At 72.6% G+C, this 22,979-nt stretch carries 20 protein-coding genes and 1 pseudogene; 6 read left to right on the plus strand and 15 right to left on the minus strand.

The annotated features are described in order from the left end of the window. The first annotated feature begins 19 nt into the window (after nt 1-19). From CTZ28_RS40415 to sbnA, 3 genes are read left to right on the plus strand one after another with little or no spacing between them, the layout of a single operon-like run. Nucleotides 20-1,024 carry a TauD/TfdA family dioxygenase gene (locus CTZ28_RS40415; protein ID WP_121894748.1) on the plus strand — a complete coding sequence of 335 codons (1,005 nt, stop codon included), beginning with the start codon at nt 20-22 and terminating at the stop codon, nt 1,022-1,024. Continuing rightward, nucleotides 1,021-2,091 carry a 2,3-diaminopropionate biosynthesis protein SbnB gene (gene sbnB / locus CTZ28_RS40420; protein WP_121894749.1) on the plus strand — a complete coding sequence of 357 codons (1,071 nt, stop codon included), beginning with the start codon at nt 1,021-1,023 and terminating at the stop codon, nt 2,089-2,091. The genes CTZ28_RS40415 and sbnB overlap by 4 nt, the downstream gene beginning before the upstream one ends. A 38-nt stretch (nt 2,092-2,129) precedes the next feature. After that, a complete protein-coding gene (gene sbnA, locus CTZ28_RS40425; protein WP_121894750.1) occupies nt 2,130-3,155 on the plus strand; it encodes a 2,3-diaminopropionate biosynthesis protein SbnA in 1,026 nt (341 codons plus the stop codon). Nucleotides 3,156-3,276: 121 nt separating this feature from the next. Here sbnA and CTZ28_RS40430 read toward each other — a convergent pair whose 3' ends face one another. From CTZ28_RS40430 to CTZ28_RS40465, 8 genes are all read right to left on the minus strand, one after another. Next, nucleotides 3,277-5,706 (minus strand): lamin tail domain-containing protein, encoded by a 2,430-nt coding sequence (locus CTZ28_RS40430; protein ID WP_121894751.1) that lies wholly within the window; start codon nt 5,704-5,706, stop codon nt 3,277-3,279. A gap of 255 nt (nt 5,707-5,961) precedes the next feature. Further along, entirely contained in the window at nt 5,962-6,843 is an 882-nt protein-coding gene (locus CTZ28_RS40435) for an SDR family oxidoreductase (protein ID WP_121894752.1), read from the minus strand. Next, a complete protein-coding gene (locus CTZ28_RS40440; protein ID WP_121894753.1) occupies nt 6,840-7,889 on the minus strand; it encodes an acyl-CoA dehydrogenase family protein in 1,050 nt (349 codons plus the stop codon). The genes CTZ28_RS40435 and CTZ28_RS40440 overlap by 4 nt, the downstream gene beginning before the upstream one ends. 9 nt (nt 7,890-7,898) lie before the next feature. After that, nucleotides 7,899-9,035, minus strand: a complete 1,137-nt coding sequence (locus tag CTZ28_RS40445) for an acyl-CoA dehydrogenase family protein (RefSeq protein WP_121894754.1) — start codon at nt 9,033-9,035, stop codon at nt 7,899-7,901. 2 nt (nt 9,036-9,037) lie between these two features. After that, nucleotides 9,038-9,802 carry an enoyl-CoA hydratase family protein gene (locus CTZ28_RS40450; protein WP_121894755.1) on the minus strand — a complete coding sequence of 255 codons (765 nt, stop codon included), beginning with the start codon at nt 9,800-9,802 and terminating at the stop codon, nt 9,038-9,040. A gap of 42 nt (nt 9,803-9,844) precedes the next feature. Then, nucleotides 9,845-10,930 carry an NAD(P)H-dependent flavin oxidoreductase gene (locus CTZ28_RS40455; RefSeq protein WP_121894756.1) on the minus strand — a complete coding sequence of 362 codons (1,086 nt, stop codon included), beginning with the start codon at nt 10,928-10,930 and terminating at the stop codon, nt 9,845-9,847. Nucleotides 10,931-10,986: 56 nt separating this feature from the next. Further along, nucleotides 10,987-12,138 carry an acetyl-CoA C-acetyltransferase gene (locus CTZ28_RS40460; protein ID WP_121894757.1) on the minus strand — a complete coding sequence of 384 codons (1,152 nt, stop codon included), beginning with the start codon at nt 12,136-12,138 and terminating at the stop codon, nt 10,987-10,989. 21 nt (nt 12,139-12,159) lie between these two features. Beyond that, nucleotides 12,160-12,969 carry an SDR family oxidoreductase gene (locus tag CTZ28_RS40465; protein WP_121894771.1) on the minus strand — a complete coding sequence of 270 codons (810 nt, stop codon included), beginning with the start codon at nt 12,967-12,969 and terminating at the stop codon, nt 12,160-12,162. A gap of 181 nt (nt 12,970-13,150) precedes the next feature. Between CTZ28_RS40465 and CTZ28_RS40470 the strand changes: the two genes are divergently transcribed. Continuing rightward, a complete protein-coding gene (locus CTZ28_RS40470) occupies nt 13,151-14,041 on the plus strand; it encodes a CoA transferase subunit A (RefSeq protein WP_121894758.1) in 891 nt (296 codons plus the stop codon). Next, nucleotides 14,038-14,817: a CoA-transferase subunit beta gene (locus CTZ28_RS40475; protein ID WP_121894759.1), complete on the plus strand. Its 780-nt coding sequence runs from the start codon at nt 14,038-14,040 to the stop codon at nt 14,815-14,817. The genes CTZ28_RS40470 and CTZ28_RS40475 overlap by 4 nt, the downstream gene beginning before the upstream one ends. Here CTZ28_RS40475 and CTZ28_RS40480 read toward each other — a convergent pair. Together CTZ28_RS40480 and CTZ28_RS40485 are read right to left on the minus strand one after the other, a co-directional pair. Next, complete coding sequence (locus CTZ28_RS40480; protein WP_121894760.1) at nt 14,804-15,439, minus strand: TetR/AcrR family transcriptional regulator; 636 nt, start codon at nt 15,437-15,439, stop codon at nt 14,804-14,806. The genes CTZ28_RS40475 and CTZ28_RS40480 overlap by 14 nt on opposite strands. Before the next feature lie 457 nt (nt 15,440-15,896). Further along, nucleotides 15,897-16,700, minus strand: coding sequence for an SDR family oxidoreductase (locus CTZ28_RS40485; RefSeq protein ID WP_121894761.1), 804 nt, complete (start codon nt 16,698-16,700; stop codon nt 15,897-15,899). A 173-nt stretch (nt 16,701-16,873) separates the two neighbouring features. Between CTZ28_RS40485 and CTZ28_RS40490 the strand changes: the two genes are divergently transcribed. Next, on the plus strand, nt 16,874-18,115 hold the full coding sequence (locus CTZ28_RS40490; protein ID WP_121894772.1) for an ROK family transcriptional regulator: 1,242 nt from the start codon (nt 16,874-16,876) through the stop codon (nt 18,113-18,115). 56 nt (nt 18,116-18,171) lie between these two features. On the opposite strand, the gene CTZ28_RS40495 is transcribed toward CTZ28_RS40490, so the two are convergent. From CTZ28_RS40495 to CTZ28_RS40515, 5 genes and pseudogenes are all read right to left on the minus strand, one after another. Continuing rightward, nucleotides 18,172-19,557: a GH1 family beta-glucosidase gene (locus tag CTZ28_RS40495; protein ID WP_121894762.1), complete on the minus strand. Its 1,386-nt coding sequence runs from the start codon at nt 19,555-19,557 to the stop codon at nt 18,172-18,174. A gap of 31 nt (nt 19,558-19,588) precedes the next feature. Continuing rightward, nucleotides 19,589-20,431, minus strand: coding sequence for a carbohydrate ABC transporter permease (locus tag CTZ28_RS40500; RefSeq protein ID WP_121894763.1), 843 nt, complete (start codon nt 20,429-20,431; stop codon nt 19,589-19,591). Nucleotides 20,432-20,437: 6 nt separating this feature from the next. Then, entirely contained in the window at nt 20,438-21,391 is a 954-nt protein-coding gene (locus CTZ28_RS40505; protein ID WP_121894764.1) for a carbohydrate ABC transporter permease, read from the minus strand. A gap of 11 nt (nt 21,392-21,402) precedes the next feature. Further along, the gene (locus CTZ28_RS40510) at nt 21,403-22,662 is read right to left on the minus strand and encodes an ABC transporter substrate-binding protein (RefSeq protein WP_121894765.1); all 1,260 of its coding nucleotides are present in this window, start codon (nt 22,660-22,662) and stop codon (nt 21,403-21,405) included. A gap of 109 nt (nt 22,663-22,771) precedes the next feature. Beyond that, nucleotides 22,772-22,979: pseudogene (locus CTZ28_RS40515) on the minus strand (xylose isomerase); the annotation flags it as partial.

Here is a 22,979-nt window from a genome sequence, read left to right on the forward strand (position 1 = left end):
CAACCGAAAGGAAACCGAGATGACGTCCTCTCCCCTGGCACCACCGCTCGACGTGGAGCAGGCGCCGGACCGTCCCCCGCTCCTGCACATCGACACGCCCGGTGACGCGCCGAGCTGGGCGGCCGAGCACCGCGACGCGCTGCGCGCGCAGGTCGCCGAGCACGGAGCGCTGCTCGTGCGCGGCCTGGGTCCGCGCACCCCGGAGCAGGTCGGCGCCGTCTTCGCGGCCCTGGCCGGCGGCCTCATGACCGAACGGGAGGCCTTCGCCCCCCGGGAGACGTACAGCCCGGGGCTGTATTCCTCCTCCACCTGGCCCGCCAACCAGCCGATGTGCATGCATCACGAGCTGAGCTACACGCTGGAGGTCCCCGGCCTGATGCTCTTCGCGTGCCTGATCCCGCCCGGCGACGGCGGGGCGACCGCGGTGGCCGACGCGGAACAGGTGCTCCAGGCGCTGCCCAAGGCGCTCAGCGAGCGCTTCGAGCGCGAGGGCTGGCTGCTCACCCGCAGCTACAACGACGAGATCGGGGCGTCCCTCGCGGAGTCCTTCGGCACCGAGGACCACGCCGCCGTCGAACGCTACTGCCGCGCCCACGCCATCGACTTCACCTGGCAGCCCGACGGCTCCCTGCGCACCCGGCAGCTGCGCAGCGCCGTGGTCCGCCACCCGGTCACCGGACGGCGCTGCTGGTTCAACCAGATCGCCTTCCTCAACGAGTGGACGCTGGCGCCCGAGGTGCGCGAGTACCTGGTGGACGAATACGGCGCGGACGGACTGCCGTTCAACACCTGCTACGGCGACGGCAGCCCGATCGGCGAGGACGTCGTCGCGCAGCTCAACACCACCTACGAGAGACTCACCCGACGCGAGCCCTGGCAGGCCGGCGACATACTGCTGGTCGACAACATCCGCACCGCGCACAGCAGGGAGCCGTACACCGGCGAGCGGCAGGTGCTGGTCTCCATGGCCGAGCCCCGGCGACTGGCCGACTGCGTCCCGACCCCGGAGGCGAGCGCGCGATGACGAACGTCCTGTCCCCCGCCGCCGGGCGGGCCACCGGTCGGCCGGCACCCGTGCCGAGCTTCGCGGTGATCTCCGGAGCGCAGGTGCAGCAGGCCCTCGCCGGGCGCGAGCGGGAGATCGTGGATCTGGTCGAGGCCACCTACCGGCTGCACGGCGCCGGAGACACGGTCAATCCGCCGTCCTACTTCCTGCGCTTCCCGGACCGTCCCTCGGCGCGCATCATCGCGCTGCCGGCCTCGGTCGGCGGGCCCGCGCAGGTCGACGGCCTGAAGTGGATCTCCAGCTTCCCGGAGAACGTGGCATCGGGGCTGCCCCGGGCCTCCGCGGTCCTCATCCTCAACGACCACGACACCGGCTACCCGTTCGCCTGCCTGGAGAGCTCCGTCATCAGCGCGACCAGGACCGCGGCCTCGGCCGCGCTGGCGGCCGACCGGCTCAGCCGGGGCCGGTCCCGGCCCACCCGGATCGGGTTCTTCGGCACGGGGCTGATCGCCCGCTACACCCACACCTTCCTCGCGGGCACCGGCTGGACGTTCGAGACGATCGGCGTGCACGACGTGTCCGCCGACAGCACCGCCGGGTTCTGCGGCTATCTGCGGGAGTCCGGCGCCGCCGGCGAGGTCACCGTCCACGACAGTGCCGAGGATCTGATCCGCTCCAGCGACCTGGTGGTGTTCGCCACCGTGGCCGGCCGCCCGCACGTCAGCGACCAGGGACTGTTCGCGCACCACCCGATCGTCCTGCATGTCTCGCTGCGCGACCTCGCCCCGGAGATCCTGCTCGGCGCGGCGAACTTCGTCGACGACATCGAGCACTGCCTGAAGGCGGACACGTCCGCGCATCTGGCCGAACAGCTCACGGGCGACCGCGACTTCCTGAACGGCACCCTCGACGACGTCCTGTGCAAGCGGGTCCTCCCGCCGGCCGACCGCACGGTGATCTTCTCGCCGTTCGGGCTCGGCGTCCTCGACCTCGCCGTCGGCAAGTATGTCTACGACGAAACAGCCCGGGCGGGTGACCTCCGCCTCATCGACGATTTCTTCCACGACCTGCGCCGGTACGGCTGACGCCCCCTTCCCTCAGCCCTGGCACCAGGAGGCCCACCGTGCCCGTCATATCAGCTCCCCACGCCTTCAACGAAGGCCAGCTCTACGTCGATCTGCAGCCGACACTCGGGCGTTCCCTCTACCTGAAGTGTGAGGGCTTCAACTTCGCGGGCTCGATCAAGTTGAAGGCCGCGGTGGAGATGGTGGAGGCCGCCGAGCGTGACGGAGTCCTGATGCCGGACTCGACCCTGGTCGAGTCCTCGTCGGGAAACCTCGGCGTGGCGCTCAGTATCATCGCCGCCAGCAAGGGTTACCGGTTCCTGTGTGTGACGGACTCCCGCTGCAACCTCTCCACCAGGCTTCTGATGGAGGCACTGGGCAGCGAGGTGCATGTCATCGCCGACACCGACGCCAACGGCGGTTTCCTCGGCGCCCGGATCGACTACGTCCGGGCGCTGTGCGCCTCCGACGACCGGTACGTGTGGCTCAGCCAGTACACCAACCCGGGCAACTGGCGGGCGCACTACCACCGCACGGGGCCGGAGATCGCCCGTCAGTTCCCGCGGCTGGACGTGTTGTTCGTCGGCGCCGGCACCACCGGAACGCTGATGGGCTGCGCCCGCTACTTCCGGCACTGGCACCGGTCCGTGCGGATCGTCGCGGTGGACAGCGAGGGCTCGGTGGCCTTCGGCGGCAAGCCCGGCCGCCGGATGATCCCCGGCCTTGGCATGAGCATGCGTCCACCGCTGCTGGACGAGTCCCTCGTGGACGAGGTCATCTGGGTCGAGGAGGCGGACACCATCCGCATGTGCCACCGGCTGGCCAGACGCGGTTTTCTGTTCGGCGGCTCCACCGGCACGGTGGTCAGCGGGGCGACGGACTGGCTGGACGAGCACGGCACGTCCGGCCTCACCGCGGTGGCCATCGCCCCGGACCTCGGCGAGCGCTACCTGGACACCATCTACCAGACCAACTGGCTCCAGGACCTGTACGGCGACGGGATACTCGACCCCGAGCAGGTGGCCGCGGGCCCCGGGCGGACCAAGACGGTGCCACCCACGTCCGACCGCGGCCCACGCCCGTGACCGGCGACGTACCGGCCGAGGGCGGTGAGCGTGGGGTGCCGCGTGGGTGAACGCGCGTGTGGCGCGTGCCGGTTGAGGCACGCGCCACACGTCGTCGGGGCGCCCGGTCAGGAAGGTGCCGCTACTTGATGCGGACCACCTGCGGGTCGTGGTCGCTGCTCTGGTCGGAGAACTCGGCGTTGATGTGGACGACCTCGTAGTCCGGCTTCTTGATGGCGGGCGAGACCAGGATGTGGTCCAGGGTCTGCGAGTTGCCGTCGTACACGTAGCTGTAACGCTCGTTCACCGGCAGCGTGTTGATCAGGTCCTCCAGGACACCGCCGGCGGTCAGCGTGGCCAGCGGCTTGGAGAACTGGTAGTCGTTCAGGTCACCGAGGACGACGATCTTCGCCTTCTTGTCCTTGGCGAGCAGGCCGCGGACAAAGGTGTTGACCTCCGTCGCCTGGGCGACACGCTGGGTCTCGGAGCCGAGCACCGGCGGCTGGACGGCGCCGTGCACCGGCTGGTCGCCGCCCTTGGAGTTGAAGTGGTTGCCGACCACGAAGATCTGCTCACCACGGAAGCGGAACTCGCCGACGAGCGGCTTGCGGCTGCTCTTCCAGGCGTTGGAGGTGGGGTTGATCCTGCCCGGCGAGGCCGAGAGCCGCACGCCCTTCTTGCCGTCGCCGACCGTCTCGACGGCGGTCGTGGAGTCGCCACCCGGCCGGTCGACGAAGGTGACGCGCGCGGGGTTGAACAGGAAGACGTTACGGATGTTGCCGCCGGGCTCACCGCCGTCCTGGTCGTTGACCGGGTCCACGGAGCGCCAGTCGTACGCCGGGCCGCCGGCCGCCTTGATGGCCTCGATGAACTGGGCCATCGTCTTGTCGGCGGTGACCGTGCCGTCGTCCTTGGGACCGTTGTTGTCCTGGATCTCCTCCAGGCTCACGATGTCCGGGGAGGCCAGGTTCTTGACGACGCCCTCGGCGAGCCGGTCGAACTTGCTCTGCGGGTCCGTCGGGTCGAGGTTCTCGACGTTGTAGGTGGCGACGGACAGCTCGTTCGACTTGGCCTTCTGCGCCACGTCCGGCTTCAGGCCGCCGGACGTGACCGTGCCGACCCGCGTCGCCTGGATGTTGTAGCCGCCGTAGTTGGAGTAGTCCACGGGGCCCGCGGTGGTGCCGGTCAGCGTGTCGCCGACGTTCGCGTGGAGCTGGTCGCCGGTCAGCGTGCTGATCAGGAGCCGGCCCGAGTTGGGGCTCGCGTAGCCCTTGTAGATCGTGCCGCCGCGCGGGGTCGGGTTCTCCTTGGGCTTGGTGGTGATCCACGTCTCGTTGTACGAGTTGGAGGCGCCCACCACCCGGGAGTCGCCGATCTGCACCAGCATGCCCTCGCGGGACTCCAGCCAGTCCAGCGTGTATGTGTCGGGCTTCAGCTCCAGGGAGTCGATGCGGCCCCCGTCGGCCTGCGGCGCGTAGGCGTCGGGCAGCGTCTGGGCGTCGACGGCCTCCGGCGCCGGCAGCTGGTTGCCGGAGGAGAGCACGGTCGCGGTCGGGCCGGTCAGTTCGGTGACGGACTGCGTGCCGCTGCTCTGGCCGCCGGGGTAGTACTCGCTCACCTTGCCGGACACCAGCACCGAGTCGCCGACCTTGACGAGCGGGGTGGCGGAGCCCGTGTAGACGAAGACGCCCTCGCTGGTGGCGGGGTTCTGGTCCGGCTCGGGGTCCTGGATCCAGTAGCCCTTCGAGCCGGTGCTGCGCACACCGGTCACCACGCCGGGCACGTTGGTGACGGTCTTGCCGTTCTGCGGGGAGATCCGGGTGGTGCCCTGGATGTCGTGGATGCGCAGCGGGCCCGGGTCGGTGGCCGTGGGCGTCGGGGTGGGCGTCGGCGACGGGGTGCCGCTGCCGCCGTCACCGGTGGCGTTGCGGGGGCTCGGGGTGCCGCCGGTGAAGTCGGCCGCGTTGTCGTCCGTGTCGGCGAGCGAGGCGGCGCGCGAGACGGAGGTGGTGTTGCCCGCGCCGGTGGCGGGGCTGCCCTCGCGGACCACGGCGGTGCCGAAGCCGACCAGGTCCTTCACGGTGCCGTCGGCCACGCAGTCCGCGGCGGTCAGGCAGGTCAGCGCGGTGGTCGAGTGGACCAGCGCGACGGTGCCGCTGGTCGCCGACATGGCGATGGTGCCGGTGGCGTCCGGCGTCGGCAGGGCGGTGTCGCCCGTCGCGCCCTTGGCTTCCTGGACCAGGTAGGTGCCGGCCGCGGGGATGGCCCCTTCCAGCGGCGTGACCTGCCACTTGCTGCTGGCGGTGGGCGAGCCGCTGAGGTACTGCACGGACCAGCCGCTCAGGTCGAAGGGCGCGCCACCGGCGTTGCCCAGCTCGATGAAGTCGTGGGTGAGAGAGGCCCCGGAGTTGCCACCGCCGCCGTAGACCTCGGAGATGACGGCGTCGGGCGACGGCGCCGCCTGGGCGGTGAGGGGAAGGGCGATCAGCGATCCGGCGATGCCGAGGGGAAGGGCGATGAGGCCGGCTTTGGCGCCTCTGCCGCGCAGGCTCAGCGGTATGTGTGCAGACACGTGGGCTCTTTCGTGCAGGGGTCGGGACGACTCGACTGAACCGTGGGAGGTGGCAGAAGGCTTGTGCGTCGGTTGGGAAGATACGCGCGTAGATAGCGGGCAACAAGGTGTTGTGCGGCTCAAGTACCAAGCGTTTCCCCAACCGTTCGCCGGAAGTAATGTGAGCGCCCTCCTCTTCGCCTCCACGACACATTCGTACCGAAACAGGGGTTCATGTCACTGATGGGTCATCCGTCGGGCCGCGGCGGGCGGCGGTCAGGTGCCGTGGACCGGGGCCGGAGCGGGCGCGGCGGCGAGCAGCCCGCGCACCGCGGGACCGATCTCCGCGGGGCGCCACCGGCGGTCGCGGACCGCCCGCGGACCGTACCGCCAGCCGTCGGCGACCCCGATCGTCCCGCCCTCGGCCTCGAAGACACGGCCGGTCACATCGCCCGAGTCGGCCGACGCCAGCCACACCACGAGCGGGGAGACATTGCCGGGGTGCATGGCGTCGAAGCCGGACTCCGGCGCGCGCATCCGGTCCGCGAAAGCGGCGACCGCCTCGGTCATCGGGGTACGGGCTGACGGTGCGATGGCGTTGACCGTCACGCCGTACCGGGCCGTCTCGGCGGCGGCGATCACGGTGAGCGCGGCGATGCCCGCCTTCGCGGCGCCGTAGTTGCCCTGGCCGACACTGCCCAGCAGACCCGCGCCGGAACTGGTGTTGACGATCCGGGCGGCGACCGGCCGGCCCTGTTTGCTCCGCTCGCGCCAGTAGGCCACCGCATGCCTGAGCGGTGCCGCATGGCCCTTGAGGTCCACCTTCAGCACCACGTCCCACTCGTCCTCGGACATGGACACCAGCATCCGGTCACGGTTGACGCCCGCGTTGTTCACCAGCGCGTCCAGCGTGCCGAAGACGGCGACGGCCCGCTCCACCAGCGACTCGGCGTAGGCCCAGTCGCTGACGTCACCCAGGTCGGCGACGGCGGCTCCGCCGCCTGCCACGATCTCCTCGGCCACGCTCCGCGCCGCGTCCCCGAGATCGTTGACCACGACCCGGGCGCCCTCGGCCGCCAGCGCCAGCGCATGCTCCCGGCCCAGGCCCCGGCCGGCTCCGGTGACGACGACCACCCGGTCCTGACAGATTCCGGTCACCAGGGCGTCCCTTCGCTGAGATCGGTCGCGTTCCCGTGGCCGGCGGGCGCGGTCAACCCCAGCCACCGGGCGACGCGTTCGCGGTGGTGTGCCGGGCCGCCCCAGTCGGCGGCCAGCGCCCACGCACGCTTCGCGTACAGATGGAGCGGGTGCTCCGTGGTGTAGCCGATGGCCCCGTGGCACTGGAGCGCCGTACGGGCCGCCAGCCGTGCCGCGTCCGAGGCGAGCACCTTGGCCATCGAGGTGCGTACGGGGGCCTCGGCGTCCCCGGCCGCCTGCGCCCAGCCGGCCGCGAGCACCGCGGGGCGGGCGAGGCGCAGCGCGACCTCGACGTCCGCCAGGGCGTGCTTGACCGCTTGGAACGAGCCCACCGGCACCCCGAACTGACGGCGCTCGCGGACGTGGGCCACGGCGAGGTCGAGCATCCGCGCACCGAGCCCGACCAGCAGCGCGGCGGTCGCCAGCACCCCGCGTCGCCAGACGGCGGCCCGCGCCTCGGGCCCCTCGGCCAGCAACAGCCCGCCGCCGGCCGGCGCGGACACCCGGGCCAGGCCGCGCGAGCCGTCCACCGAGGCGAGCGGCTCGGTGTCCACCTCGCCCCGCTCGTACAGCCGCAGCCCGTCGCCGACGCGGACGACGATCAGCGCGGCGCGGGCGGCGAACGGCACCGGGGCGCCCGCGTGCCACGCCACGGTGACGAGGGACGATCCGGCCAGCACGGCCGCGAGCTGCGGCGCGCCCGCGGCGGCGAGCAGCGGGGCGCCGACGGCCACGGTCTCGGCCGCGGGGACCGGCGGCCCGGCCCGGCCGAGCGTCTCCATCAGTGGCGCCAGCGCGGTCTCGTCGAGGCCGAGGCCGTCCGCCGCCTCGGGGACCAGAGCGGCCGGCATGCCGACCTGTGCGAGGGTCCGCCACAGGGCGTCCACCTGTGCCACCCGGCCACCGGGCCAGCCGGCCCTGATCAGCTCGGGCCCGCACCGCCCGGCCAGCACCTCGCCGACCGCCTCGGCCAGTACCGCGTCCCGTTCCGCCACGGCGAAGCGCAATGGCTCCCGTCACCTCCTGGGCAGGCCGAGCAGCCGCTCGGCGACGATGTTGCGCTGGATCTCGTTGGTCCCGGCGTAGATCGGACCGGCCAGCGAGAACAGGAAGCCCCTGCTCCACGGGCCGTCCGCCTCGGCCTCGGGACCGAGCAGCTCCATGGCCGTCTCGTGCAGTCGGATGTCCAGCTCCGACCAGGACAGCTTGGCCAGGCTCGACTCCGCGCCCACCTGCCGCCCCTCGACGATCGAGGTGACCTGCTCCAGGGTGAACAGCCGGTACGCCTCCGCCGCCATCCACGACTCCGCCACCCGGTCCCGGTGTGCGCCCGGGCCGCCGGGCCGGTTCCGGGCCAGCTCCAGCAGTCGCCGGGCGGCCTGCAGATAGCGGCCGGGGGAGCGCAGCGTCAGCCCGCGCTCGGAACCGGTGGTGGCCATGGCGACCGACCAGCCCTGCCCGACGCCGCCGAGCACATCGGCGTCGGGTACGAAGACGTCGTCCAGGAACACCTCGGCGAAACCCTCGTCGCCGTCGAGGCGTTCGAAGCCCCGCACGGTGACACCGGGCGCGTCCAGGGGGACGAGGAAGTAGGTCAGCCCGCGATGCCGCTCGGCCCGCGGACCGGTGCGGAAGAGACCGAACAGATGGGTGCAGAACGCCCCGCGTGTGGTCCATGTCTTCTGGCCCGTCAGCCGCCATCCGCCCGCCGCCGCGTCCCGGGCCGCCCGGCTGCGCAGCGCGGCCAGATCGCTGCCGGCGTCCGGCTCCGACCACCCCTGCGCCCACAGCTCCCGGGCGGCGGCCATCCGCGGCAGGATCCGCCGCCGCTGCTCGGGCGTGCCGAACTCGAACACGGCCGGGGCGAGCAGGAAGATGCCGTTCTGGGTGACCCGGGAGGGCGCCCCGGCCCGGTAGTACTCCTCCTCGAAGATCAGCCACTGCCACAGCGAGGCGTCCCGGCCGCCGTACTCCGCGGGCCAGGACACCACCGCCCAGCGCCCCTCGAACAGCTCGCGTTCCCATGCCAGATGGGCCGCGAACCCCGCACGGGTGTCGCCGGACGGCAGCGGCTCACGCGGCACGTGCGCCGCGAGCCAGGCGCGGGCCTGAGCCCGGAACTCCTCCTCCTCGGGACTCCAGGTCAGATCCATGCTCACGCCTCCCCGTCCGGGCCGCGGCCGAAGGTGTCACGGACCCGGCGGGCGGCGCCGCTGAGCCCCAGCTCGAAGGTGAAGCCCTGCTCGTAGCGGTAGCTGCGTTTGACGTCCCACAGGTCGATGCCGTTGAACGCCTCCTTGGCGGCGCGGATCACCAGCGGGTCCTTCGCGGCGATCTCGGCCGCGACCTCCAGCGCCCGCTCCCGCAGCCTCGCGTTCGGTACGACGTCCAGCACCGAACCGAACGCGTGCAGTTCGGCGGCCGTCGCGGTGGCGCACGTGTACATCATGGCCCGGGCCCGGTGCGCCGGCACCAGGCGTGACAGGTGGGTGGCGGCACCGAGCGCGCCCCGGTCCACCTCGGGCAGCCCGAAGTAGGCGTCCTCCGCGGCCACCACGACGTCCGCGTTGCCGACCAGGCCGACGCCGCCGCCCAGACAGAAGCCGTGCACCGCCGCGACGACCGGGACGGCGCAGTCGTAGACCGCCGCGAACGCCGCGAAGCAGCCGCGGTTCACCCCGATCAGCGCGCTGTCATCGGCGTCGTCCCGGAGCTGCCTGATGTCGACTCCGGCGTTGAAGCCGCGGCCCTCGGCGCGCAGCACCACGACCCGCACTCCGGGGTCGCCGCCCAGCCGGTCCAGCTCTTGGGCCAGCCGGTACCAGCCCGCCGCCGGCAGGGCGTTGACCGGCGGCCGGTCGACGACCAGCTCCGCGATGCCGCGGCCGTCGACGGCGGCCCTGACCATGTCCGTGCCCATGCGTTCTCCCGATGTGACGACGGTCGGCCCGGTGGGGCCAGGTCACCGGCGCGCCGGGGCGGCGGTGAGCCGGGTGAGGACGGCGTCCGCCTCGGCGACGATCCGTTCGATCAGCTCCGCACAGCTCGGCAGGTCCTCGATGACGCCCGCGACCTGCCCCGAGGCGAGGGTGCCGAGGTCCGTGCGCCCGTCGACCATGCTCGCGCGCAGCATCATGGGTGTGTTCGCCGCCATCAGGACCTGGGACCAGCCGAGGCCGTGATGGCGGCGCCGCATCGCCAGGCCCTCGCGCACCAGGGCGGACCAGGTCAGCCCGGAGACCCGGCGGAACGCGGCGGCGTGCCGCACGGACCGCACGAGCCGGGGCACCGCCCCCTGCCCGAGCAGCCGTTCCACCGGCTCGGTGCGCAGCACGCGCTGCGGGATGCCGTCCAGCACCGAGGTGACGACGGTGTCGGTGACCCCGCGCCGCAGATACTCGGCCTTCACCGCGTCCGGTACGGTGCTGTCGCTGGTCAGCAGGAAGCGGGTGCCCATCGCGATGCCGACGGCGCCCTGGGCGAGCGCGGCGACCAGGCCCCGGCCGTCCCGGAAGCCGCCGGCCGCGATCACCGGGATGCCGACGGCGTCCACCACCTGCGGGAGCAGGATCGAGGTGGGCACCGCCCCGGTGTGGCCGCCCCCTTCACTGCCCTGGACGACCACCGCGTCCACGCCCCACGCCTGCACCTTCTCGGCGTGCCGGCGGGCGCCGACGGACGGGATGACCACCAGCCCCGCGTCCTTGAGCCTGCGGACGACCCGTTCGTCGGGGGCGAGGGCGAACGAGGCCACCTTGACGCCCTCGCGCACCAGGAGTTCGCCGCGTTCGAGGACGTCGGGGGCGTCGGCGCGGTAGTTGACGCCGAACGGTGCGTCGGTGTGTTCGCGGACGGCGTGGATGGCGGCGCGGGTCTCCGCCAGGGAGAGTGTCGCAGCGGCCAGGATGCCCAGCCCGCCCGCGGCCGCGGTGGCGGCCGTCAGTTCCGGGCCGGAGACGTGCCCCATGCCGGTCTGCACGATCGGGTACCGGACGCCGACGAGGTCGCACAGCGCGGTGTGCAGGGCGGGACGGACGGCGGCGGTCATGCCGGACCTCCTTGTCGTGCCGTCCCCTGGACGGCTTCCGGGCGGCCCATCGGCCGTCACAGCCGTTCGAGGATCGTCACGTTGGCCTGGCCGCCGCCCTCGCACATCGTCTGCAGGCCGTAGCGCCCGCCGGTGCGCTCCAGTTCGGCCAGCAGCGTGGTCATGAGCCGGGCCCCGGTGGCGCCGATGGGATGGCCGAGGGCGATGCCGCCGCCGTTGACGTTCACCTTGTCCGGGTCGGCGCCGGTCTCGGCGGTCCAGGCCGGCACGACCGAGGCGAAGGCCTCGTTCACCTCGAACAGGTCGATGTCGTCGATGGACATCCCGGCCCTGCGCAGGGCGTGCCGGGTCGCCGGGATGGGTCCGGTGAGCATCCAGACCGGGTCGTCGCCGCGGACCGAGAGGTGATGGATCCGGGCCCGCGGGGTCAACCCGTGCTCTTCCAGGGCCCGTTCGGAGGCGATGAGCAGGACCGAGGCGGCGTCGCAGACCGGGGAGGCGAGCGCCGCGGTGATCCGGCCGCCCTCGACCAGCGGGGGCAGCCCGGCCATCCGCTCCGGCGAGGTGTCGCGCCGCGGGCACGCGTCGGTGTCGAAGTCGCCGACCGGTTCGATCTCGCCCTTGAACCGGCCGGCGTCGATCGCGGCCAGCGCCCGCCGGTGACTGCGCCAGGCGTAGCGCTCCATGTCCTCGCGGCTCAGCCGCCACTTCTCGGCGATCATCTCGGCGGCCCGGAACTGCGAGACCTCCTGGTCGCCGTAGCGGGCGCGCCAGCCGGGCGACTCGGCGAACGGCGTGCTGAAGCCGTACGGCCCGCCCACTGTCATGGCCGCCGATATCGGGATGGCGGACATGTTCTGCACCCCGCCCGCCACGATCAGGTCGGCGGTCCGCGACAGCACGGCCTGCGCCGCGAAGTGCACCGCCTGCTGGCCGGAACCGCACTGCCGGTCGACCGTCACCCCCGGGACGTGCTCGGGCAGCCCGGCCACCAGCCAGGCCGTGCGGGCGATGTCGCCGGCCTGGGAGCCGATGGTGTCGCAGCAGCCCAGGATCACATCGTCGACGGCACCGGGGTCGACGCCCGTGCGGCGCAGCAGCGCGCCGATGACATGGGCAGCGAGGTCCGCCGAGTGCAGCGCGGACAGGGCGCCGCCGCGCCGTCCCACGGGAGTGCGGACGGCGTCGACCACATAGGCCTCGGCCACGGGTGCCTCCTTCTGAGGGGTTCAGGGGTGCCGGCTGCTGACCGACACCACCTCGCCGGTCATGTACGAGGAGTAGTCGCTGGCCAGGAAGACCATGACGTTGGCCACCTCCCACGGTTCGGCGGCCCGGCCGAACGCCTCCCGGCCCTTGAGCGTGTCGAGGAGTTCCTCGGTCGTCACCTTGGCCAGGAACGGGTGCAGGGCCAGGCTCGGGGCCACCGCGTTGACCCGGATCCCGTGCCCGGCCAGGTCCAGCGCGGCGCAGCGGGTGAGGGCCATCACCCCGGCCTTGGCCGCCGCGTAGTGCGCCTGACCCTCCTGGGCCCGCCAGCCGGCCACCGAGGCGTTGTTGACGATGACGCCCCGCCGGCCCGCGCGTACCATCCGGTTGCCCGCCGCGCGGACGCACCGGAAGGTGCCGGTGAGGGTGATGTCCAGGACCCTCGACCACTCCTCGTCGCTCAGGTCGAGGACGCTTCCGGTGCCCCCGAGCCCCGCGTTGTTGACCATCACGTCGACCCCGCCGAACGCCTCCGCCGCCGCCAGCAGGCCGTTCACCTGGCGCTCGTCGGTCACGTCGCAGACCTCCGCGGCCACCCGGTCGGTGCCGAACTCCTCGCCCAGCCGGCCGAGCGCCTCGGCGAGCCGGCGCTCGTGGACGTCACCCAGCACGACCGCGCCCGCGTCCTCCTCCAGGCAGCGGCGCACCAGCGCGGATCCGATGCCCGCGCCCGCCGCGGCGGTGACCACCACGGTCTTGCCCGCGAGCAGACCGTGCCCGGGCACGTACCCCGGTGCGGACGGCTCGCCTGCGCTCCAGTTCGGGTCCACGATGGCACCGTACCCCACCAAGCATTTGTTTGGTCAATGGCTGTGCCGAGGCCGCTTCGGTCGAACGCTCCCTGGAGGAGGGGAACTTGGGTCTGGTGGACCGAGCCAAGCAAGCGCTAGGTTGTAGCGCGCGTCTCGGCTCACCGGATCCGGTGCGGCAGCCCGTGCGAGAGGAGACCTCATGGGCGACAAGTCGATGCCCCTGGACGACTTCGCGGCGACGATCGAGTCGGGCATGACCGTCGGGATCGGCGGCTGGGGGTCCCGGCGCAAGCCCATGGCACTGGTGCGCGCGCTGCTGCGCAGCGACGTACGCGATCTGACCGTCGTCTCGTTCGGCGGTCCCGACGTCGGCCTGCTGTGCGCCGCGGGCAAGGTGCGCAGGCTGGTCTACGGCTTCGTCTCGCTCGACAGCATCGCGCTCGACCCGCACTTCCGGGCGGTGCGGGAGCGCGGTGCCGTCGAGACCGCGGAGTACGACGAGGGGATGCTCGTCACCGGACTGCGGGCCGCCGCGCAACGGCTGTCGTTCCTGCCCACCCGGGCCGGACTCGGCTCCGACGTGCTGACCATGAACCCCGGCCTGGTGACGATCGCCTCCCCGTACACCGGCGAGGAGTACGTCGCGATGAGGGCCCTGCCGCTCGACGTGGCCCTCGTGCACGTCAACCGTGCCGATGCGGCGGGCAACGCCCAGTACCTGGGCCCCGACCCGTACTTCGACGACCTCTTCGCGATGGCCGCGGACCGCTGCTACGTGAGCACCGAGCGGATCGTGTCACCGGCGGACCTGCCGGCCGGGGGCCCCGCGCAGTCCCTGCTGATCAGCCGGATCTTCGTCACCGCGGTGATCGAGACGCCGGGCGGCGCCCACTTCACCTCCTGCGAGCCGGATCACGGGCGGGACGAGCCGTTCCAGGCGCACTACGCGGCGGCCGCCCGGGACCCCGACGCGTGGCGGCTGTTCCGGCGGACGTTCCTCGACGGGGGCGAGCCGGACTACCACAAGGCCGTGGCCGAGTTCCACGCCGGACGCGGCGGACCGGACGGCGAGGGGGCGGGGGAGCGATGACCGGGATCACCCGGGCCGAGGTGTGCGCCGCGGCGTGCGCCGACGCCTGGCGGGACGCCGGGGAGGTGCTGGCGCACGCCGTCGGTGTGCTGCCCGGCATCGGGGCGCGGCTCGCGCGCATGACGACCAATCCGGACCTGGCCCTCACCGACGGCGAGGCGTTCTTCATGAGCGATCCGCCGCCGCTCGGCCGGACCGCCGCGCACGGCGGTGTCGTCGAGGGCTGGGTGCCGTTCCGGCGGGTCTTCGACTTCGTCGCCGCCGGCCGGCGGCACAGCATGATGGGCGCCGGCCAGCTCGACGCGTACGGCAACCAGAACATCTCCCTCATCGGCGACTGGCGACACCCCACCCGGCAGCTCATCGGTGTGCGCGGCGTGCCAGGCAACACGGTCAACCACCGCACCGACTACTGGATCGCCCGGCACTCGCCCAAGGTCTTCGTGGAGAAGGTCGACGTGGTGTGCGGGGTGGGCAATGACCGCGCACGGGCCGGCCGCGGGCTCCGGTTCCACGATCTCGGCGTGGTGATCAGCGACCTGGCGGTGCTCGACTACGGCGCCGACGGACGGCTGCGCATCCGCTCGGTGCACCCCGGCGTCACGGTCGCGGAGGTCCGCCGGAACACGGGGTTCGACCTGGACGCGGCCGGTGCCACCGAGACCCGGCTGCCGAGCGACACGGAACTGCGGCTCATCCGCGAGGTGATCGACCCGGAGGGGCTGCGTCACCGGGAGGTGCCCGCCCCCGCCGGGCCCGGGCTCACGGGGCGGTGAGCCCGCCGTACAGGACGCGGAGATACTGCTCGGCGACGGCCTCGTGCCGGAATCTGCCGCGCGGCCGGTACCAGCGCACGGTGCACCACACGGTGTCCCGGATGAACCGGTAGGTCAGGCTCGCGTCGACGTCGGCGCGGAACACCCCGGACTTCTGGCCCGCGGTCAGCGCGCGCAGCCAGATCTTCTCGATCTTCCTGCCCAGTTGGTCGACGTACTCGAAGCCGGGCTGGCCGCTCAGCGCGCCCGACTCGTTCTGGTAGAGCGCGACGGCCTCCGGTGTCTCGTGGATGACCGTGAAGGAGTGCTGGACGAGCTGGTCCAGCACCTGCCTGGGGTCCTGTGCGTCCCGCTCGATCTCGGTGAAGCGCTCCAGCAGCCGGCCGAGGAAGTCCTGGAGGATCTCGTGGAGCATCTGCTCCTTGGAACTGAAGTGGTGGTAGAGACTGCCCGACAGGATGCCCGCCTCGTCGGCGATGTCCCGGACGGTGGTCTGGGCGTAGCCGCGGCCTGCGAACAGACCGGCCGCGATCTGCAACAGCTCCGCCCGGCGGTCCGAACCGCCGCTGCCCGCCCGCGTACCGTTGCGGGCCGCCGTGCGCACCGGGCGCCGTACCGCCATGTCGTCGTCCCTCCTGCCGGGTTCGGGCTCCGGCCGGCAAGTGTGTGATCAATCGTGCCACAGGACCCCCGAACCACCGCGGCCCCGGGCCCGGGCCCGCACCCCGGCGCTCGGCGTGTGCCACAGAGCGTCCGGGCCACTGCGGGCGTGGACCCGTGTCGGTCGGCCCATGCCGGGATCGGGGCCCCGCCCCGGACACCGTGCACCGGCCCCCGGGCCCGCGTTCACCGTTCGCGCGTACGAGCGTGGAGCTTCGGCGTGTGCCGGGGGAAGGGCGGGCCACTGCGGGCCCGGACCGGCGCCGGGACCGGGCGTCGGGTACCGGCCCCCCGAGTTCGTGTTCACCGTTCGCGCGTACGGGCGTGGAGTGCCCCGGCGGTCGGCGTGTGCCGCAGGGCGCCTGGGCCCCCGCGGGCGCGGACCGGGCGCCGGGTACCCGCCCCCCCCGAGTTCGTGTTCACCGTTCGTGGGTGTGAGCGCGGAGCGCCTCGGCGTTCGGTGTGTGGTGCAGGAAGGCCGGCCACTCGCCGCCGCCGTCGACGTTGAGGACGGCGCCCGTGATGTGGGCGGCGAGCGGCGAGGCGAGCATCAGGCAGGCCGCGCCGATGTCCGCGGGGCGGGCGAAGACCCCGCGCGGGATGGTGGCCGCCACCCGGGCGGTCTGTTCGGCGTCGCCGTAGTGGTCCGTCGCCCCGGGCGTGGCCACCAGCCCGCAGCTGACCGCGTTGACCCGCACCCGCGGCGCCCACTCCACGGCGAGGCTCGCGGTGAGACTCTCCAGGGCGGCCTTGGCCGCGCCGTAGACGGCCGTCCCCGGGCTGGGCCGCCGGGCGCCGATGGAGGTGATGTTCACGACGGTGCCGCCGTCGTCCTGGCCGTCCATGACCGGGAAGACCTCGCGGCACACGAAGACCGGGGCGAGGAAGTTGAGGTCGGTGACCTTGCGGTGGAAGCGGGGCGAGGCGGTGGCGAAGTCGGCGAAGGGCGCGCCGCCCGCGTTGTTCACGGCGACGTCGATCCTGCCGTGCCGCGCGGCGGTGTCGGCCACCCAGCGGGCCACCTCGTCCGGGTCACGGACGTCGACCCGGCTGAAGCGGGCCGCCGTGCCGTCGGCCGCGGGGGCGTCCCGGGGGGCGGTGCGGCCACAGATCTCGACGCGGGCGCCCGCCCGCAGGAACACCGCCGCGATCCCGGCCCCGACGCCCCTGGTGCCCCCGGTGACCAGGACGACCCGGCCCGTCATGTCCAACTGCAGCGGCATGCCGCCACCCTAGCGCCGTGAACCAAACAAACGCTAGGTCGGTAGCCCGGAACGGCGGCGCACCGGGGGCCCCGGGGCGGTCGGCCCGCGCGGTGCAGGACCGGGCGCCGCGGCGCGTACGCCACCGGGGGAAACGCGGCTTCACCAGCGGCATCGCTACGCTCGACAGCACGATGAACAACAACCTGACCCCCCTGGGACCGAAGGCCGACAAGGCGACGGTCAGACGGCACAACCTCAGCCTGGTGCTGCGGGCCGTGCACGACGCGGGCGAGGCGACGCGTGCCGGGATCGCGACGCGCGTCGGCCTGACCCGGGCCGCCGTGTCCTCGCTCGTCGAACAGCTGCTGGAGTACGGCTTCGTCACCGAGTGGGGCAAGACGAGCAGCGGCCAGGTGGGGCGCCCCGGCACCGTGCTCAAGGTGGCCAGGACCGGCCCCGCGGGGCTGGGCGCGGAGATCAACGTCGACTACATCGCCGTGTGCGTCGTCGATCTGGCCGGCACGGACCGGGTCCGGCTCGTGGAACACGTCGACAACCGCGTGGTCCAGCCGTCCGAGGTGCTGGCCCGCGCCGCCCAGCTGGCCGCGCGGGCCCTCGGGTCGGCCGCCGAGCAGGGCCTGGTCCCGGCCGGCGCGCATGTCGCCGTGCCGGGCCTGGTGACCGGGGGCACCGTGCGCCAGGCGCCCAACCTCGGCTGGACCCGGGTCGCGATCGAGGGGCTGTTCGCCCAGGCGCTGCTCGCGCTGCGGCCCGCCCACCGCGCGCTGCCGGTCAGCTCCGACAACGAGGCGAACGTCGCCGCGCTCGCCGAGCTGTGGTACGGCGCCGGTACCGAAGGCGTGCGCAGCTTTCTCTATCTGACCGGGGAGATCGGCATCGGCGGCGCGCTGGTGCTCGGCGGCGAACTGCTGCGCGGCGCACACGGCTTCGCCGGCGAGATCGGCCACATGGTGGTCGACCCGGACGGTGTGCTGTGCCGCTGCGGGGCCCGGGGCTGCCTGGAACAGTACGCCGGACAGGGCGCCCTCCTGAAGGCCGCGGGCATCGGCACCGACGCGGGTCTGCTGGGCGTGGCCGAGCTCCGGCGGCGGGCCCGGCAGGCGGATCCGGCCGTGCTGTCCGCGATCGAGCGGGCCGGGCGGCAGCTCGGTGTCGTGGTGTCGGGCGCGGTGAACCTGTTCGACCCGGACGCGGTGATGCTCGGCGGCGTCTACCGGGAGCTGATGGAGTGGCTCGCGCCGGCCGTGGAGGCGGAACTCGCCCGCCGGGTGGTGTCGGGTCTGTGGAGCCAGGACCGTGGCCGGCTGCGGGCGGCGTCCCCGTTGGGCGACGCGGCCCGCGGCGCTGCCGGCGTGATCGTACGGGAGGTGCTCGCCGACCCGGCGGCGTACGCCGAGCGCGACGACGACTGAGCGGGATCGCCGAGAACCGGACTGGGCCGCCGGCGTCGGCCGGCGGCCCCGCACCGTCAGCCCCGGCCCGGCTGGGCGGCGATCATCTTCCGGTACCAGTGGTAACTGTCCTTCGGGGTGCGCCGCTGGGTGTCGTAGTCGACCCGGACGATGCCGAAGCGCCTGTCGTAGCCGAAGGCCCACTCGAAGTTGTCGAGCAGGGACCACACGTAGTAGCCGCGCACGTCGACGCCGGCGTCCATGGCCGCCCGCAGCGCGGCCAGGTGGTCGCGCAGATAGGCGACCCGGTCGTCGTCGTGCACGGCACCGTCGGCGCTCACCGCGTCGTTCTCGGCGGATCCGTTCTCGGTGATGTGGACCGGCGGCAGTGCCCGGCCGTACTGCCTTTTCAGGGACACCAGCAGGTCCGTGAAGGTGTCGGGGGCGACCGGCCAGTCCATCGCCGTGTGCCGGACGCCCGGGAGCCGCGTCTCGGCATAGCGGTTGTCGGTGGCGGTGCGCAGGGCCGGGTCGGCCTCCCGGAGCGGGGCGTCGGCGACCACGATGGGCCGGTAGTAGTTGACGCCGAGGAAGTCCAGCGGCTGGGAGATCAGTTCGAGGTCCCCGTCCCGCCGGAAGTCCTGACCGGTGATCAGCTCGCCCCAGGTGTCCTCCTCCGTGTCCGGGTAGCGGCCCGCGAGCAGCGGCTCGGTCCACACGAGGTTGTGCTGGGTGTCGGCCCGGACGACGGCCGCCAGGTCCGCGGCGGAGCCGGTGGCCGGCAGATTGCGGTCGAGGTTGAGGGTGATGCCCACCTCGCGCACCCCGGCCGCCCGCAGCTCCCGCACGGCCAGGCCGTGCCCGACCAGCAGATGGTGCGCGGCGGCCAGGGCGCCGCGGCCCTCGCGGGCACCCGGGGCGTGCCGGCCGATGGAGTAGCCGAGGAACGCGCTGCACCACGGCTCGTTGAGGGTGATCCAGCGCGGCACGCGGTCGCTCAGGTGCGCGGCGACGGCGGCCGTGTACTCGGCGAACCGCTCCGCCGTGGCACGCACCCGCCAGCCGCCCCGGTCCTCCAGCGCCTGCGGCAGGTCCCAGTGGTAGAGGGTGGCGGCCGGTTCGATGCCCGCCGCCAGCAGTTCGTCGACCAGCCGGGAGTAGAAGTCAAGCCCCTTGGGGTTCACCGGGCCGCTGCCGTCGGGCACGATGCGCGGCCAGGCGATCGAGAAGCGGTACGAGTCGACGCCCAGGTCCCGCAGCAGGGCGACGTCCTGCGGATAGCGGTGGTAGTGGTCGCAGGCCACATCACCGGTGTCACCGCCCGCCACCAGACCGGGGGTGTGGCTGTAGGTGTCCCAGATCGACGGGCCGCGGCCGTCCTCCCGGGCCGCACCCTCGATCTGGTACGAGGCGGTCGCGGCGCCGAACACGAAGCCGGGCGGGAAGGCGGGGAAGTCAGTCATACGGGGAAGCCCATCTCGATGCGGACGGTGGTCACTTGACGGAACCGCCGGTGATGCCGGCGGCGATGTACTTCTGGGCGAGGACGAGCAGGACCGCCGCGGGGATCGCGGACAGCACGGACGCGGCCATCACCGAGCCCCAGTCCCCGACGTGCGCGCCGATGTACTGGTAGATGCCCAGCGTGACCGGTTTGACGTCGTCGGTGGTGTTCAGGGTCAGCGCGAACATGAAGTCGCTCCACGAGAACAGGAACGCGAACAGCCCCGAGGTGATCAGGGAGTTGCGGCTCATCGGCAGGACGACCCGGACGAACGTGCGCACCGGGCCCGCGCCGTCGACCTGGGCGGCCTCGATGACCTCACCCGGGATCGACACCATGAACGAGCGCATCAGCACGATCGAGAACGGGATGCCGAGCGAGGCGTCCGCGAGCATCAGGCCGAAGTAGGAGTTGACCAGGCCCAGGTCGACGTACGAGTTGTAGAGCGCGTTGGCGATCACGATGCCCGGCACCATCTGGGTGATCAGCGTGCCGAACACGATGGTGCGTGAGCCGCGCAGGCCGAACCGGGCCAGCCCGTACGCGGCCGGTGCCGCGACGGCCAGACAGATGGCGACGGCGCCGAGCGAGACCACCAGCGAGGTCAGCAGGTGCCCGCCCTGATCGCTCAGGGCCTTGGAGAAGCCGGACAGGTCCAGGCTGCCCGGCACCGGGTCGACCTGGAGCAGCCCCGACTCGGGCTGGAGCGCGGTGTTCAGCATCCAGTACAGCGGGAAGAGCATCACGCACAGGATGAGCACGCCCGCCACGGTGGAGCCCAGGCGCCGCCTCGGGCCCCGCGGCTTTGTGGCGACCGGTGTGTCAGCGGCCATCGTGGATCACTTCCCCTCGGTGCGGTTGGCCCGCAGATAGAACACCGCGAACACGGCGGAGATCAGGATGAGTACGTTGCCGACGACCGCGCCCGCCCCGAAGTCCAGCTGGACGAAGGAGTTCTGGTAGGTGAGCGTGCCCAGGGTCTGGGTGGCGTCGGCGGGGCCGCCGTCGGTCAGCGCGAGGATCAGGTCCAGGATCTTCACGGTCGACATGAAGCCGAGCACGAGGACGACGGTGATCACCGGCCGCAGCATCGGCAGGGTGATGGAGCGGAACGTCCGCCAGGCCGAGGCGCCGTCCAGGGCGGCCGCCTCGTACAAATCCTTCGGGATCTCCTGCAGACCGCCGTAGAGGATGACCATGTTGAACGGGATGCCGATCCAGACGTTGACCAGGATCACCGCGAGCAGGGCCATGTCCGGGCTGGTCAGCCATGGGGTGTGGCCGCCGAGGCCCAGCGTGTCGAGGAAGGAGTTGAGCACGCCGGTGTCCTGGTCGAGGATGCGCCGCCACACGATGCCGGACACCACCATCGGCACCAGCCAGGGGAGCAGGATCAGCGAGCGCAGCACCCCGTTCAGCGGGAAGCGGCGGTTGAAGAACACGGCGAGCGCGAGGCCGATGCAGAACTGTCCGAGCAGCGAGCCCGCGGTGAAGACGAGCGTGTGCCACAGCGCCTTGCCGAACAGGGCGTCCCGGAACACATGCGACCAGTTGTCGGTGCCGTTGAAGGGGGCGTCCCCGGTGAAGAACGTCTTCGGCGTGTAGTGCTGGAAGCTCATCACGACGTTGCGGACGAGCGGGTAGCCGAAGAACAGAAGCATGAAGACGACCGCGGGGGCGACGAAACCCCACTGGGTGAGCCGGCGGCGGCGCCGCTGCCGGGCCGGGTCCGGCACGGTGGCCGTGCGGGGCGGCCGGGCGGCGGCCGGAGCGGTGACGGTGGACGTGGTCATGTGCGCGTACCTCAGTTCCCGCTCGTGGCCCGCTGCTGGGCCCGCGTGAGGGCGGCCTGGCTGGACTGGCCGGTCAGGGCGGACTGGAAGGCGCTCTGCAGGGCGAGCGAGACGCTCGACCAGCCTGCGCCGAGTTTGGCCGTACGGGACCGCGCCGCGGCCACCTGGTCGGCGAGGGCGTCCAGTTCGGGCACCCGCTTGCGCCAGACGGCGGCGGCCTTCTCGTTGGCGGGGACCATCCAGCTGTTGAGCGCGTAGGTCAGCTGCTCCCGCTCGCCGGACAGACAGGCGACGATCCGCGCGGCCGTCCGCTCGCGCTGCTCGTCCCCGGTGTTGGGCACGGTGAGCACGGCGCCGCCGAGCGGGCCGACCGACGCGTCACCGGCCTTCGGCACCGGGATCCTGGCGATGCCCCAGTGCAGGGACTTCTTGGTGTTGAGGGTCTCGACCTGCCACGGCCCGTTGATCATCATGGCCGCGTTGCCCGCCATGAACTGGTCGTTGACGTCCGCCTGTGTCCAGCTGACCGTGGACTTCGACAGCGAGCCGTCCTTCAGCAGGCTCTTCCAGTAGTCGAGGGCGGCCACGACCTGCGGGCTGTCCAGCCGGGTCTCGTCGCCGCCGTTCGACCACATGAACGGGGTGAACTGGAAGACGCCGTCCTCGGCGCCGCCCGCGCTGAGCGCCACGCCGTAGCGCTTGCCCTGGGTGAGTTTCTTCGCGGTCTCGCGCAGCTCGGCCCAGGTGGTGGGGACCGGCAGCCCGGCCTCGTCGAGGACGTCCTTGTTGTAGAAGAGCGCGAGGGTGTTCACGGACCGGGCCGCGCCGTAGTACGTGCCCTGGTAGGAGCCGAAGTTGACGATGCCTTCGGGGATGTCCCGGGTGCTCAGCCCGAGCGTGCGGAGGTCGGTGAGACCCCCGGCATCGGCGAAGGTCGGCATCTCGGAGGCGTCGAACTGCACGATGTCCGGCAGGGACTTGGAGGAGGCCATGCGCAGTGCCTTCGTCATCACCTGTGCCGCCGGAACGCTCTGCTGCTCGATGGTGACGCCCAGCTGCTTGCCGCAGCGGGCCATCGCCTCGGCGTCCCAGCGGTGGTACGACTCGTCGGTCGAGGAGTTCATCACGGTGTACGCGCCGGCGTCACGTTGCTGGCCGCAACCGGTCAACGCCGCCGCGGAGATCAGGACGGAGACGGCGGCGAACGGCGCGACGACTCGGCGTGAGCGTCCGCGCCCGCCGGGCGCGGCGGCCGGAGGATGTGCTGTCACGGTGGGTGCCCTTGGGTGCGAGGGGGTGCCGGCCCGCCCGCACGACCACGGTGTCGTGCGGGGGCTGGGGGGGGTGGTCCGCGGGCACCGGCCGGCCCGCGAGGAGGAGTCAGCGGACGCCGAGGAGGTGGTCCATGGCGAGTTGGTCGAGGTGTTCGAAGGCCATGCCGCGGGCGGCGGCGGTCTCGATGTCGAAGTCCTCGTAGGCGGTGCGGTCCGCGAGCAGTGCCTGGAGGCCGTCGGCGGCGGTGGGCCGGGCGAGCTGGTCGAGGCGGGCGGCCGTGAGGGCCTGCTGGACCTCGGGGTCGGCGCGGAAG

The sequence above is a fragment of the Streptomyces shenzhenensis genome, assembly GCF_003688995.1.
Lineage (GTDB): Bacteria > Actinomycetota > Actinomycetes > Streptomycetales > Streptomycetaceae > Streptomyces > Streptomyces shenzhenensis_A.